The organism is Amycolatopsis sp. NPDC052450, assembly GCF_044547565.1.
Taxonomy (GTDB): domain Bacteria; phylum Actinomycetota; class Actinomycetes; order Mycobacteriales; family Pseudonocardiaceae; genus Amycolatopsis.
The window spans coordinates 663,163-675,244 of the sequence record NZ_JBIUAQ010000001.1 but is presented as its reverse complement, the minus strand read 5'-3'; the positions used below and the strand labels follow the sequence as shown (position 1 = coordinate 675,244).

Annotated in this window: 10 protein-coding genes; 2 read left to right on the top strand and 8 right to left on the bottom strand. The window is 69.2% G+C overall.

Annotated features, from left to right (window positions below; all coding sequences use genetic code 11):
• Positions 1 to 19: 19 nt before the first annotated feature.
• From ACIHAO_RS03285 to ACIHAO_RS03250, 8 genes are all read right to left on the bottom strand, one after another.
• Positions 20 to 646, bottom strand: coding sequence for a histidine phosphatase family protein (locus ACIHAO_RS03285; RefSeq protein WP_396554513.1), 627 nt, complete (start codon positions 644 to 646; stop codon positions 20 to 22).
• 9 nt (positions 647 to 655) lie between these two features.
• The gene (locus ACIHAO_RS03280; RefSeq protein WP_396554512.1) at positions 656 to 1,273 is read right to left on the bottom strand and encodes a class F sortase; all 618 of its coding nucleotides are present in this window, start codon (positions 1,271 to 1,273) and stop codon (positions 656 to 658) included.
• Positions 1,270 to 1,878, bottom strand: coding sequence for an excalibur calcium-binding domain-containing protein (locus ACIHAO_RS03275; protein WP_396554511.1), 609 nt, complete (start codon positions 1,876 to 1,878; stop codon positions 1,270 to 1,272). Before ACIHAO_RS03275 ends, ACIHAO_RS03280 begins: the two co-directional genes overlap by 4 nt.
• A gap of 133 nt (positions 1,879 to 2,011) precedes the next feature.
• Complete coding sequence (locus tag ACIHAO_RS03270) at positions 2,012 to 3,157, bottom strand: GAF domain-containing sensor histidine kinase (protein ID WP_396554510.1); 1,146 nt, start codon at positions 3,155 to 3,157, stop codon at positions 2,012 to 2,014.
• Positions 3,158 to 3,334: 177 nt separating this feature from the next.
• Positions 3,335 to 6,586, bottom strand: a complete 3,252-nt coding sequence (cydD, locus tag ACIHAO_RS03265) for a thiol reductant ABC exporter subunit CydD (protein WP_396554509.1) — start codon at positions 6,584 to 6,586, stop codon at positions 3,335 to 3,337.
• Positions 6,583 to 7,590, bottom strand: a complete 1,008-nt coding sequence (gene cydB, locus ACIHAO_RS03260; RefSeq protein ID WP_396554508.1) for a cytochrome d ubiquinol oxidase subunit II — start codon at positions 7,588 to 7,590, stop codon at positions 6,583 to 6,585. The genes cydD and cydB overlap by 4 nt, the downstream gene beginning before the upstream one ends.
• A gap of 408 nt (positions 7,591 to 7,998) precedes the next feature.
• A complete protein-coding gene (locus ACIHAO_RS03255; protein WP_396554507.1) occupies positions 7,999 to 9,510 on the bottom strand; it encodes a cytochrome ubiquinol oxidase subunit I in 1,512 nt (503 codons plus the stop codon).
• Between the two features lie 81 nt (positions 9,511 to 9,591).
• Positions 9,592 to 10,545: a S41 family peptidase gene (locus tag ACIHAO_RS03250; protein WP_396554506.1), complete on the bottom strand. Its 954-nt coding sequence runs from the start codon at positions 10,543 to 10,545 to the stop codon at positions 9,592 to 9,594.
• Positions 10,546 to 10,732: 187 nt separating this feature from the next.
• Here ACIHAO_RS03250 and ACIHAO_RS03245 point away from each other — a divergent pair, with 187 nt between their 5' ends.
• Positions 10,733 to 11,320, top strand: coding sequence for a TMEM165/GDT1 family protein (locus ACIHAO_RS03245; protein ID WP_396554793.1), 588 nt, complete (start codon positions 10,733 to 10,735; stop codon positions 11,318 to 11,320).
• Between the two features lie 88 nt (positions 11,321 to 11,408).
• Positions 11,409 to 12,080 carry a DUF998 domain-containing protein gene (locus ACIHAO_RS03240; RefSeq protein ID WP_396554505.1) on the top strand — a complete coding sequence of 224 codons (672 nt, stop codon included), beginning with the start codon at positions 11,409 to 11,411 and terminating at the stop codon, positions 12,078 to 12,080.
• Positions 12,081 to 12,082 lie beyond the last annotated feature (2 nt).

The following is a 12,082-nucleotide window of genomic DNA, read 5'->3' as shown; positions in this document are numbered from 1 at the left end:
GTCACGGCTGGTGCCGAGGCTACCAACCGGAGGGCCGGGCCGTCCCGGCGAGCGTCACGACCTGCCGGTTGTGGAAGTAGTCGTCCTCACGCAGCACCGTGACGCTGCCGGGTGAACCGCGGAAGTCGACGTACCCGGCCGATTCGAGCGGCATCCGGATCCAAGCGGCGATCACGAAAGTGAGCGCGCCGCCGTGTGTGACGACGATCTGGTGCTCGCAGTGGCTCTCCAGGATCGACTCCATGGCCGCGTACACCCTCGCGGCCATCGCGCCTTTCGTTTCGGCGCCGGGGATTCCTTCGTCGTGCCCGAGCCGGTCGCCGACGGCGGGAGGCGGGACGAACCGGCTGTCCAGCCACTCCCGCGGACGGCCACCGGCTTCTCCGTACGACTTCTCGCGCAGCCGCCGGTCGAGGATCGGTGTCACGCCGAGCCGTTCGCCGATCACTTCCGCCGTCCGGGCGGTACGGCGCAGGTCCGAGGAGTAGAGCTCCACCCCTTTCGGCACCCTCGCGCGCAGTGACTCGGCGAGCGCGGCGGCCGCGCGTTCACCCGCGGGCGTGAGTTCGGCGTCGAACCATCCGCCCACGAGGCGATCGACGTGATGGGTGGCCTCCGGATGCGTGACGACGTAGATGGTGCGCATGCCCCGAATCTAAGCGCGGGTGAGTTTCGCGTAGGCGATGACGTTGTCGAGGTAGTTGCCGGTCGAGGAGTCGAAATCGCCGCCGCAGGTGATCAGGCGCAGTTCAGGCCCGGTCGTGTCGCCGTAGACTCTCTCCGTGGGGAAGGACGCCTTCGAGTGCCGTTCGACCGCGTACACGGTGAACACCGCGGTGCTCCCGTCCACGCGGTGGACGAGGGCTTCATCGCCGGTCTTCAGTTCCTTGAGCCGGACGAAGACACCGGGGACCTTCTTGTAGTCGACGTGCCCGGCGAGGATGGCGGGCCCGATCTCGCCGGGGGCCGGGCCGCCGGTGAACCAGCCGGTGGTGATCGCGTCGTGCGGCACCTGCAGGGTGCCGTCACCGGCCAGGCCGAGGTCGACGATGTCGCCGGTGCGGACCCCGATCGCCGGGATCTCGAGCCTCGCCGGTTTCGCGGGCGCGAGCGGCGGCACTTCCGCGACCGAAGACACCGTGGAGGGCGACGCCGGCGACGCGACCTTGCCCGGCGGGACGGCGCACGCGGTCAACGCGGCCGCGAGCACCACCCCGAGAAGCATGCCGATGACCAGCGGAAACGGCCACCGGCGCCAGGAAGCCAGTGTCATCGTTCGGCACGCCGCCTGAGCACCAGGGACGCGCCCGCGGCCGTCGCGGTCAACAGCGCCGCGCCTGCCAGCGCGACCACGCCGATCTCCAGGGGACCGCCGTTGGCTTCTCCGCCGCCGGTCGCGACCCCGCCGACGGGTTTGACCTTCACCTGGCCGGATTTCGCGGGTTCGCCGAACCGGGATTCGCAGGCATACCCGTCGTGGTCACCGTCGAGCTTGTGCGGGTCTCGCGGGTTCTTCTTGAGCTCGGTCTGCGCGGCGGCCTGCGACGGGAAATCGGCGCAATCCTTGTCGGCCGATTGCGCGGGCTTGGTTTCCGTGACGATCGGCGGAACGGTGGGAGTGATCGTTTTGGTCGGCGCCGTTCCGCGTTTGGGCAGCGTTTCGCAAGCGATTCCGTCGTTGTCTTCGTCCAGGCGGTGCGGATCGGATCGATCTTTTTCGAGTTCGGCCTGTGCCTCTTCCTGATACCGGAAGTCGCCGCAGTCGAGATCGGCGATCGCGGGCGCTTCCACCAGCGCGAACGCGACGGAAGCGGGGCCGAACAAGGAGAATCCGGCAAGGATGGCGGCCGTGCCGATGGCGCGACGAACCGAGGACATGGGAAGTCCTTTCGCTGGGAATCCGCGCTGCGAGCGCGTTCGATGCCCTTAGAATCGCGCACCGGCCCCAGCCGTTACGGATTAATCCGAAAACGCCGACAGTCACTCTAACGAGCGACAAAGACCGTTAATTTCACACGATTTGGTCGAGCGGCACGTCGAAAGCGACCAAAGTCCCCAGACTCGGCGAAGAATTGATCGAAAAGCGCCCACCGGACGTCGTCGCGCGTTCGGCGAGATGACGGAGACCGCGTTTGGCGACCCCCTGCGGGACACCGGATCCGTTGTCCCGCACACGAAGTTTGACGCCTTCCGCGTCACGGCTCAGTGTCACGCGGGTTTCGCTCGCCCCGGAATGTCTGACCACATTGGACAGTGCTTCGCGCAGGGCGGCGCGGATGTGGTCCGCCTGTTCGGCGGGGATGTCGGCCAGTTCTCCGGAAAGTTCGAGGGTCGGCGGGTAGCCGAGCAGCTCGCCCGCGATCCGCACCTCGCCCCGCGCGGATTCGGCGAGGTCGGTGGCGGTGACCGTTTCGTTCGCGGGTTCCGGGCTGCGCAGGGCGCGCACGGTGCCGCGGATCTCCTCGATGGTCTGGTCGAGCTGGTCGATCGCCTCGGACAGCCGCGCGCCGTCGGCCTGCGCGAACCGCTTCCGCATGTTCTTGCGGACGCGGTCGAGCTGCATCCCGGCGCCGTAGAGACGCTGCACGATGACGTCGTGCAGCTCGCGGGCGATGCGTTCGCGCTCTTGGTAAAGGGTCACGCGGTGCCGGGCGTTGGCGCCTTCGGCCAGCGCGAGCACCACACCGGCCTGGGCCGCGAAGGCCGTCAGGACCTCGACCGTGCTGGCGGAGAACGGTTCCCCGCCGTGGCGGCGGTACACGGTGAGCGCGCCGAGGACGCGCCCGCCCGCGCCGAACGCCGACGCCGCGAAAGGCCCGAAGCCCTGGAGCTCCGGCGGCACGAACGGCGCCGTGCGGGGATCGACGGTGAAATCCTCGCTGACCACCGGCTTGCCACCCCTGGCCACCTGGCCGGCGGCGGAATCGGCGGAGAAGGCCAGCCCGCGAAGGCCTTGGGTGGTGTCCCCGTGCGCGGCCTCGGCGACCACCTGGCCGTCGTCCGCGCGCACCATCACGAGACCGAGGTCGGCCTCGGCCAGTTCGACGGCGCGGGCGACCACGGTCTCCAGCACGTCGCCCGGGTCTTCGCCGGACAGGGCGGTGCCGGTGATCTCGGTGGCGGCGGACAGTGCGCGCGCGGCAAGCGTGGGATCCATGAGCGCTATCGACATTAGGCCGTGTCCTGTGAGTCTGTTCGATGGGGCTTCGTGATCCAGGTGGTTCCTGACGGTACGGGCGGTTCTGCCTCGTACCGGGTCGTACTCGGCTGGACCGCCCGTGCCGTCAGGGACCGCCTGGGCGCGAAGACCGCGAACAGACTCACAGGACACGGCCTAGCCCGCTTCGACCTTTGTTCGCGCTGTGACCCGGCCCTCCCGCACTTCCAGGATCACGTCCGCGTCGCCGGCTTCGGCGGCGTTGTGCGTGACGTGGACGACGGTCTTCCCGGCGAGCGCCTCGCCGAGCCGTTCGCGGACGGTGCGCGCGGTCGGTTCGTCGAGATGGGCGGTGGGCTCGTCGAGCAGGACCAGATCGGCCCGCGCGGCACCGAGTACGGCGCGCGCCAGCGCGACCCGCTGCGCCTGCCCGCCCGACAGTCCGGCACCCGCGCTGTCGAGCATCGTGGTGAGCTCGACGTCCTCGAGAACGGCCTGGTACAAGGCTTTCCGCAGCTCAGCCTCGGACGCCGCCGGTTTGGCGAGCCGCAGGTTCTCGGCGACCGTGGTCGAGACGAGCATCGGTTCCTGCGGCGCCCAGGCGACGTTCTCGGGCGCGGCGACCTCGCCCTTGCTCGGCTTGAGGAAGCCGAGGAGGGCCGCGACGAGCGTCGACTTCCCGGCGCCGCTCGGGCCGACGACGGCGACGTGCGTCCCGGGCGCGATGTCGAGGTCGACTCCGGTGAGGACCGGGCGTTCGGTGCCGGGCCAGCCGAGGTCGGCGTTCCGGATCCGCACCCCGCCGGTGTCAGGAAAGGGTCGTTCCTGACGTTTTTTGTCCTGAACGACCCTTTCCTGACACTCGGCGAGGCGCAGACGCGCCTGGCGAAGGGTGTCCCAGTGCTGCGCGGCGGGCGGAAGAAGGGAGAAGACCTCCGCCAGCGCGAGCGGCACCAGGGCGACCACGGGCGCGAGAACCGGGTTCAGCGCGCCGGCGGCGACGGCGCTCAGAGCGAACCCGGTGCTCACGACTGTGGCGGCCCCTGTCGCCAGGATGATCAGGGCGTCGGCCGCGCCGGCGCCGAAAGCCTGTCGCCGCGCTTCGGCGGTCAGCGCCGCGTCGGTGGTGGCGATTCGGCGACGTCGCTCTTTGTCGGCCCCGTATGCGATCAGCTCGGCGGCGGCTTCGAACAGGCTCAGCACCTGCGCCGACACCGAACGCCGTCCGGCGGCCAGCGCACTGGTCGCGCGGCGTTCCGCCCGGAGCGCGAGCAGCGGCGCGAGCGCGCTGACCAGCACGGCCGCGGCCAGCGCGAGCCCGGCTTCAGGCAGTACGACGGCCTGGACCGCGACAGCGCCCACGGCCACCAGCGCGACCACGACCAGCGGCGTGATCACGCGCGGGAGCAGGTCGCGCACGGTGTCGGTGTCGCCGACCAGCCGCCGCTGCTCCTCACCCGCCCGAAGCGCGCGTGCCGGGCCGAGCCGCACCAGCGACTCCCACAGCCGGACGCGCAGGCTGCCGGCGATCCGGAACGCGGCGTCGTGCGTGACCAGCCGTTCGAGGTAGCGCAGCCCCGCGCGGCCGAGGCCGAACGTCCGCACGCCGACGATCATCACCGTCAGGGTCAGGATCGGCGGCTGTTGCGACGCCTTGGCGATCAGCCAACCCGAAAGCGCGGTCAGCGCGACCCCGGCGAGCAAGGCTGCGGCGCCGAGCAGCGCGCCACCGAAGACCCTGGGGTGCAGCAGGTCGCGCCAGGGCAGCGGCTTGGTCGACCGCGCCTCTTCCGTGACTCCGGCTTCCGCTCGCACGTCGGTCGACATGTCGACACCGGACGTGCGTTCGTGTGCGGCGATGATCGCGGCGGCACCGTCGTCGACGGCTTTGCGGACCGCGGTCATGACCAGCCCGGCGTTGACCTCGTCGAGGTGGGCGGTGGGTTCGTCGAGCAGGAGCAGCCACGCGCCCGACCGGATCCGCACCAAGGCCCGCGCGACCGCGACGCGCTGCCGTTGTCCCTGCGACAGCTTCGCAACCGGCCGTCCGGCCAGCCCGGTCAGGCCGAGTTCGCCGAGGATGTCGTCGGCGCCGACCTCCTCGCGAACCGTGCCCCCGCCGAACACCGGCGACTGCGGCACCCACGCGACCTTTTCGCGCCACTTCTCCAGATCGGCGTCGGTGAGGTCGGTACCGCCGACGGTGATCGTCCCGTCGTGCGCCTGCACGAAGCCGAGCAGCGTGGCGAGCGTCGTCGATTTGCCGCCGCCGCTCGGCGCGCGCAGCCAGGTGATCTCACCGGGCCGGACGCTGAACGTTTCGCCGTCGGGCGCGAATCCGCCGCGCCTCGCGACACGCAGTCCGCCGACGTGGACCTCACCCTTGGCCGGTGTCACGGAACCGTTGAGCGGCAAGGGTTCTGCCAGCACGTCCGCGACCCGGCGCACGGCCTCGACGCCGTCTTCGCTGGCGTGGAACGCGGCACCGACCGCGCGCAGCGGCTGGTAGCACTCCGGCACGAGGATCAGCACGCCGAGCCCGATGGCCAGTGGCAGTTCGCCGGAGACCAGCCGGACGCCGATGACGACCGCGACCAGCGCGACCGAAAGCGTCGCGATCAGTTCCAGCGCGAACGCCGACGCGAACGCGACCTTCAACGTTTTGAGCGTCGTGCGGCGATGCCGTTCGGAGATCTTCCGCACCGTCTCGGCCTGCGCTTCGGCGCGGCGGAACGCGCTGAGGATCGGCAGCGCGCGAACGAGTTCCAGCAGATGCCCCGACAGCCGTTGTTCGGCGTCCGCGGCTTCGGCGACCCGCTCGGCGGTGTGCTTGCCGATGAGGATCGCGAACAGCGGAACCAGCGGCACGGTGATCACGACGAGCAAGGCCGACGGCCAGTCGGCGAACAGGATCGCGGCACCGGCGGCGAGCGGCACGATCGCGGCGGTGACCAGTGCCGGTAGGTACTGGGTGAAGTAGGCGTCGAGCGCGTCGAGTCCCTTGGTGGTCAACGACGTCAGCTCGCCGTGACCGCGGCGCGCGATCCACTCCGGGCCGAGTTTCAAGGCGTGATCGAGCGCCTTCGCGCGTAATTCCTCCTTCGCGCGGGCGGCCGCGCGAACGGAAACGATCCGCACCGCCCAGCCGGTCACCGCGCGCCCTACGACGAGCGCGAGCAGCACGGCCAGCTGGGCGGTGCGGTCCCCCGGTGTTCCGCGGACGACCGCGGAGAGGACGTCGGCCAGCAGGAAAGCCTGGCCCACCAGCAAGATCGCGTTGACGAAGGACAGGATTCCGCTGAGGATCAACGCCCGGCGCGCCGCACTCGAAAGTGGAGCCAGCGCGCCGAGCGGACCCTTCCCCGGTCGCGCTGGGTCCATTGTGGACTCCGTGGCGGAAAGGGTGTCGCGGCCGGGAAGTTCGGTCATGGTGCGTGCACCGGTGGGATGTGCCGGGTGCCGATGCGCTTGCGGAACACCCAGTACGTCCAGCTCTGATAGATCAGGACGGCGGGCGCGCCGAACAGCGCGACCCAGGTCATCACGGTCAACGTGTACGGGCTCGACGCCTCGCCCGCGATCGTCAACGTGTTCGCCGGGTCCACAGTGGACGGAAGAACGTTCGGGTACAGCGCCACGAAGATCGCGACGGCGGACGCCGCGATGACCCCGCCGAGCGCGGCGAACGCCTGCCCTTCGCGGCCCGCGCGGATCCGGAACCACGCGACGACGGCCGCGAGGACGGCGACGCCGACGAGGAGCAGCGTCCACAGGTCGCCCGACCGCAGTTGCACGAGGACGAGGAACGCGAGCAACGGCAGCAACGCGACCGGGAGGAGACGGGTGGCCAGGTTCCGCGCCCGGTGACGGAGGTCGCCTTCGGTCTTGAGCGCGAGGAACGCGGCGCCGTGGACCAGCGAGAACCCGACGACCGCGAGCGCGCCGAGCAGCGTTTCGAGGCGGACGGCGGCGAACGCGCCACCGACCCGGTCGCCGTCGGCGTCGAGCGGGAGGCCGAGGACGGTGGTCGCGAGGAGCAGGCCGACACCGAACGGCGGGATCCACGAGCCGATCCCGATGACGCGGTCCCAGTTGCGGCGCCAGCGATCGGAGTCCACCTTGCCGCGGTATTCGAACGCGACGCCGCGACCGATGAGCGCGAGCAGGACCACCAGGAGCGGGAGATACGCGGCCGAAAACAGCGACGCGTACCAGCCGGGGAACGCGGCGAACATCGCGCCGCCGGCGACGATCAGCCAGACCTCGTTGCCGTCCCAGACCGGGCCGATCGTGTTGACCATGACGCGGCGCTCGGTGTTGTCCTTCGCGAGCACCGGCATGAGCATGCCGACGCCGAAGTCGAAGCCTTCGAGGAAGAGGTAGCCGAGCCAGAACAGGGCGATGACGCAGAACCAGATCGTTTCGAGGGTCATCGGATGCTCACTCTCGTGGCTTTCGGGACTTTTGTGGGCTTCGTGGGCTGAAGGACGCTTTCGCCGCATGCGACGCGGCGAAGGGAGCCTTCGATGCGTGCGATGCGGCGAAGGGCTTCTTCGGCCCGCTGCCCGGCCGCGTGTCCTGCCGTGTGTCCCGCCGACGGCGTGTGGCGCGTCGCGAAAGCCACTTTCGGGACGCTCAGCGTCGCGAAAGTGGCTTTCGCGACCCTCCCCGTTCCGCGCGAAACCCCCCACGCACCCCAGTCGCCCTGAGTTATCCACAACCGGTCGAGTTGTCCACAGATCGGCTGTGGGTAACCCACCCGAGCGATACCCCCGATACGCTGGGTGCGGGGCCGTCCCCCGGGAAGGGCGGGGGGCTGGGTAGGTGAGCTCAAGAGGCGATCAGTAGGCGAAGGCCAGCGCGTCGTCATCGCTGTCACCGCCTTCGGGGTCGCCGTTCTTGCTGGTCGGGGCCGGTTTCTCGGGTGGCATGACGGCGTCGACGCCGCCGCGGACGTACTTGCGCATCAGGAAGACTTCGACGACGCCAAGCGCCGCGTAGACGGTCGTCAGAGCGATCAGCGACGTCCACACCTCGCCTGTGGACAACTTCGAGACCGCTTGCGCGGTGAACATCCACACGCCGTCGACACCGGTCGGATTCGGCACCACCACGAACGGCTGACGGCCCATCTCGGTGAAGATCCAGCCGGCGCTGTTGCCGATGAACGGGGTCGCGATGCCGCCGAGCACGAGCCACGGGAACCACCGCTGCCCGGGGATCCGCCCGCGCCGCGTCAGCCACAGCGCGAGCAGGCCGATCCCGGCCGACATCGCGCCGAAGCCGATCATCGCGCGGAAGCCCCAGTAGGTCACCGGCAGGTTGGGCACGTAGTCGATCGGCTTGCCCGCGAGCGAACCGAGCTGCGGGTCATCCGGGTAGTTCGTGCCGTACTTCGCCTGGTATTCGGTGACCAGGTTCTCCACGCCCTTGACCTCGGTCGTGAAGTCGTTGTGCGCCAAGAACGAGAGCAGGGCGGGCACGTTGAACGTCTTGACGTCCTCGCAGTTGGCGCCTCCCACGTCCCCGATCGCGATGATCGAGAAGCTCGCCGGTTTCTCCGTGTGGCACAACGCTTCCGCCGAAGCCATCTTCATCGGCTGCTGCTCGAACATCAGCTTGCCCTGCATGTCGCCGGTGATCGCCAGCACCGCGAACGCCACCACGCCGGTCCAGCCGCCGAGACGCAACGACGAACGCCACACCGAGCGGTGCTCGTCGTCCTCCGAACGCTTGCGCCACAGCTGCCAGCCCGCCACGCCGACCAGGAACGCCGCCGCCACCGAGAAAGCCCCCGCCAGCGTGTGCGGAATCGCGGCCAGCGCGGTGTTGTTCGTCAGCACCGCCCAGATCGAGTTCATCGTCGGCTTCCCGTCGACGAACTCGACCCCGACCGGATGCTGCATCCACGAGTTCGCCGCGAGGATGAAGTACGCGGAAGCCACGGTCGCCAGCGAGTACGCCCACGCGCACGCCAGGTGGACCTTCTTCGACAGCTTGTCCCAGCCGAAGATCCACAGCCCCAGGAAGGTCGACTCGACGAAGAACGCGACGAGCCCTTCCATCGCCAGCGGCGCACCGAAGACGTCGCCGACGAACCGCGAGTACGCGCTCCAGTTCATCCCGAACTGGAACTCCTGCACGATGCCGGTGACCACACCCATCGCGAAGTTGACCAACAGGAGTTTCCCCCAGAACTTGGTCATCTTCAGATAGCGCCGGTCACCGGTCCGTACCCACGCCGTCTGCATCCCGGCGACCAGGACGGAAAGCCCGATGGTCAGCGGGACCATCAGGAAGTGATAGACGGTGGTTATGCCGAACTGCCACCTAGCGAGATCGAGAACCTCCACGCCTCAAGCCTGCTCACCCCGGGGTGCGCCCGCCAGTTCAAGTGGTCCCGTTCTCGCCGGGACGTAGGTCCCGCGCCCTGGTCAGCCGAGGCCGGCGAGTGTGAGCCGTGCCTCGTCGGCGATCTGCCGCCGCACACCCGAATCCCCCAGTGTCAGCACGTGGGCCAGCGCCAACGCGTATGCGGTGTCGAAAGCGGCCTCGACGTCGACGGCGATATCGGGCCGGACGCCGACGCCTTCCCAGTTGGTTCCCGTGACCGGGTTCACGGCCCGTCCACCCGGGACGGTGACATCCAGATGGGTGTCCACTTTGTACTGTCGCCGCGGGTTCGCCCCGCCACCGGTGACCGCGCCGACCGTCTTCGCCCGCCCCAGTTGCTGCAGCGAGTAGCTCAGATCCTCGGCACCGGAGAACGTGGTTGGTCCGGTCAGTACCCACACCGGCTTGTCCGCGCCGAACTTGCGGCCCGGTACGTACGGCAGCGTCCAGAACTGGTTGGTCACGTCACCGTCGCGCAGGTAAATACTGTTGAAATGCGTCGGCTCGTCGACCAGGTAGCTGATCAGCAGCGCGACCGCCATCGGATCCCCGCCCCGGTTCTCCCGGACGTCGACGACCAGCGCGTCGGTGGTCGCGAGCAACGTCATCGCGGCGGCCAGCGCCTCGCCGGCGATGTCCGGCCCGTAGAACAGCTTGGTCTCCAGGTAGCCGACGTTCCCGGCCAGCCGCCGCGCCGACGCGATGCCGTGGCCGTTCAGTTCCGCCTCGCGCCGGAACCGCTCGGGATCGAACGACTCCCCGTTCACGTCGGGCAGCGGGTCGACGTGATGCCGTAGCCGCAGGTGTTTGTCCCCGTTGACCGACTGCAGGTCCTGGGTGACCGCGACGGCGAACGCCTGATCGTCGAGCCCCGCGTACGCGCCGTCGCCCAGCCTCGCCCGCAGGAGCACCGACAGCTTTTCGGCGACGTCCGGGAACACGTAGTGGTCCTTCAGCCGCTTGCACACGTCTTCGATCCGCGCTCTCTCGTCCATGATCCGGACGCTACCAGCGGAGCCGGAAAAAAGAATTCGGTTCACCGAAACCTCAATTCCGCCCCGCCATGAAAAACGATTCGCCCGCACATGCCGTTCGATTCGGAAAAGCCATCAGCTTGCCTTTCTCTGAATCGCCCCTTTATCGTTGCAGTGAAAGGGGTGAAGAACCATCATGTCTAGCTCGATGCTGGCGCTGATCAGCGCGTTCGGCCTGGTACTCGCGGTGGAACTGCCGGACAAGACCCTCGTCGCCACCCTGGTTCTCACCACCCGTTTCCGCGCGTGGCCGGTATTCGCCGGGGTCACCGCCGCATTCGCCGTGCAATGCGCGATCGCCGCCACCTTCGGCAGTGTGCTCACTTTGCTGCCGGAGACACTGGTGGCCGTGATCGTCGCCGCGATGTTCGGTATCGGCGCGTTCATGCTCCTTCGTGAAGGGTTCCGTCCCGGCAAGGACGGCGGAGAGGACGCGTCGCGTTCCGGGCCGAGCCCCGCGACCTTCTTCCGCTCCGCGCTGACGTCGTTCGGTGTGCTGTTCGCCGCCGAATGGGGCGACGCCTCTCAGCTCGCGACGGCCAGCCTGACCGCCCGCTTCGGCAACCCGTTCGCTGTCGCGCTCGGCTCCTTCGTCGCGTTGGTCGCCGTCGCCGGGCTCGCCGTCTTCATCGGCGCGAAGGTGCGGAGCCGCATCCGCCCGAAGCTCATCCAGCGCGTCGCGGGCTTCGTCTTCGCCGGGTTCTCCCTGTTCGCGCTGGCCCAGCTCGCGTTCTGAGCCGCACGGGGTTTTCACAGGTTCGCCGGGTAACCTTTCGGGAACGAAAAGGTGAACACCCGCCCCGACGTGCCTGGAGAAACCGGTCGTGACCTCCCCGAAGATCCTCGCGGCCCGTGCCGTCTCCCCCGTGCACGGCAGGCTCGCGATCTTCGGCATGGCCGTCGCCGTCGCCATCTCGATCGATCTGCATCTGCGGTTGTCCGGCCAGGTCAGCCCGATCTGGCAGACGCTGTCCGAGTACGTCTACGGCTATCTCTCGCCCGGTTCGACGGCGGCGCCGCTGTTCGGCGCGATGTGCCTGGCGCTGGGGTTCGGTTCGCTCGCGCTGCTCGGCGGCATCGCGAAGGCGCATCGCAGCGGCTACGAATCCGTTCTCGTCCTGCTCGGCGTGTGGTGTGCGGGGCTGTTCGTCCTCGCGCTCGTCCCCGTCGACCCCGAGGGGCAGGCCCGTTCGCTGGCCGGGCAGATCCACAACTACGCCGCGCTGGCGGCCTTCCTCGCGCTTCCCGCCGCCGCGTGGCTGCTGACCCGTCCCGGCCGGGCGCGCTGCCCGTGGGAGCCGCGCCGCACGACGATCCGGCGGCTTTCGGTGGCCAGCTTCGCCGCGGTGGTGATCGTGCTCGGCGGTTTCGTCTGGACGATGCTCACCGGGCCGTCGCAGCAGGAGGTGACGCTCGGCCTGTTCGAGCGGCTGCTGTTCGCGGTGGACCTCACCCTGCTGGCGACCATGGTGCGCCCGCTGCTCAGCCACCGCTGACG

Excerpts from the sequence above, each read along its gene's own strand:
- ACIHAO_RS03285 (WP_396554513.1), bottom strand. The coding sequence starts at position 646 with ATGCGCACCATCTACGTCGTCACGCATCCGGAGGCCACCCATCACGTC.
- ACIHAO_RS03280 (WP_396554512.1), bottom strand. The coding sequence starts at position 1,273 with ATGACACTGGCTTCCTGGCGCCGGTGGCCGTTTCCGCTGGTCATCGGC.
- ACIHAO_RS03275 (WP_396554511.1), bottom strand. The coding sequence starts at position 1,878 with ATGTCCTCGGTTCGTCGCGCCATCGGCACGGCCGCCATCCTTGCCGGA.
- ACIHAO_RS03270 (WP_396554510.1), bottom strand. The coding sequence starts at position 3,157 with ATGGATCCCACGCTTGCCGCGCGCGCACTGTCCGCCGCCACCGAGATC.
- cydD (WP_396554509.1), bottom strand. The coding sequence starts at position 6,586 with ATGACCGAACTTCCCGGCCGCGACACCCTTTCCGCCACGGAGTCCACA.
- cydB (WP_396554508.1), bottom strand. The coding sequence starts at position 7,590 with ATGACCCTCGAAACGATCTGGTTCTGCGTCATCGCCCTGTTCTGGCTC.
- ACIHAO_RS03250 (WP_396554506.1), bottom strand. The coding sequence starts at position 10,545 with ATGGACGAGAGAGCGCGGATCGAAGACGTGTGCAAGCGGCTGAAGGAC.
- ACIHAO_RS03245 (WP_396554793.1), top strand. The coding sequence starts at position 10,733 with ATGCTGGCGCTGATCAGCGCGTTCGGCCTGGTACTCGCGGTGGAACTG.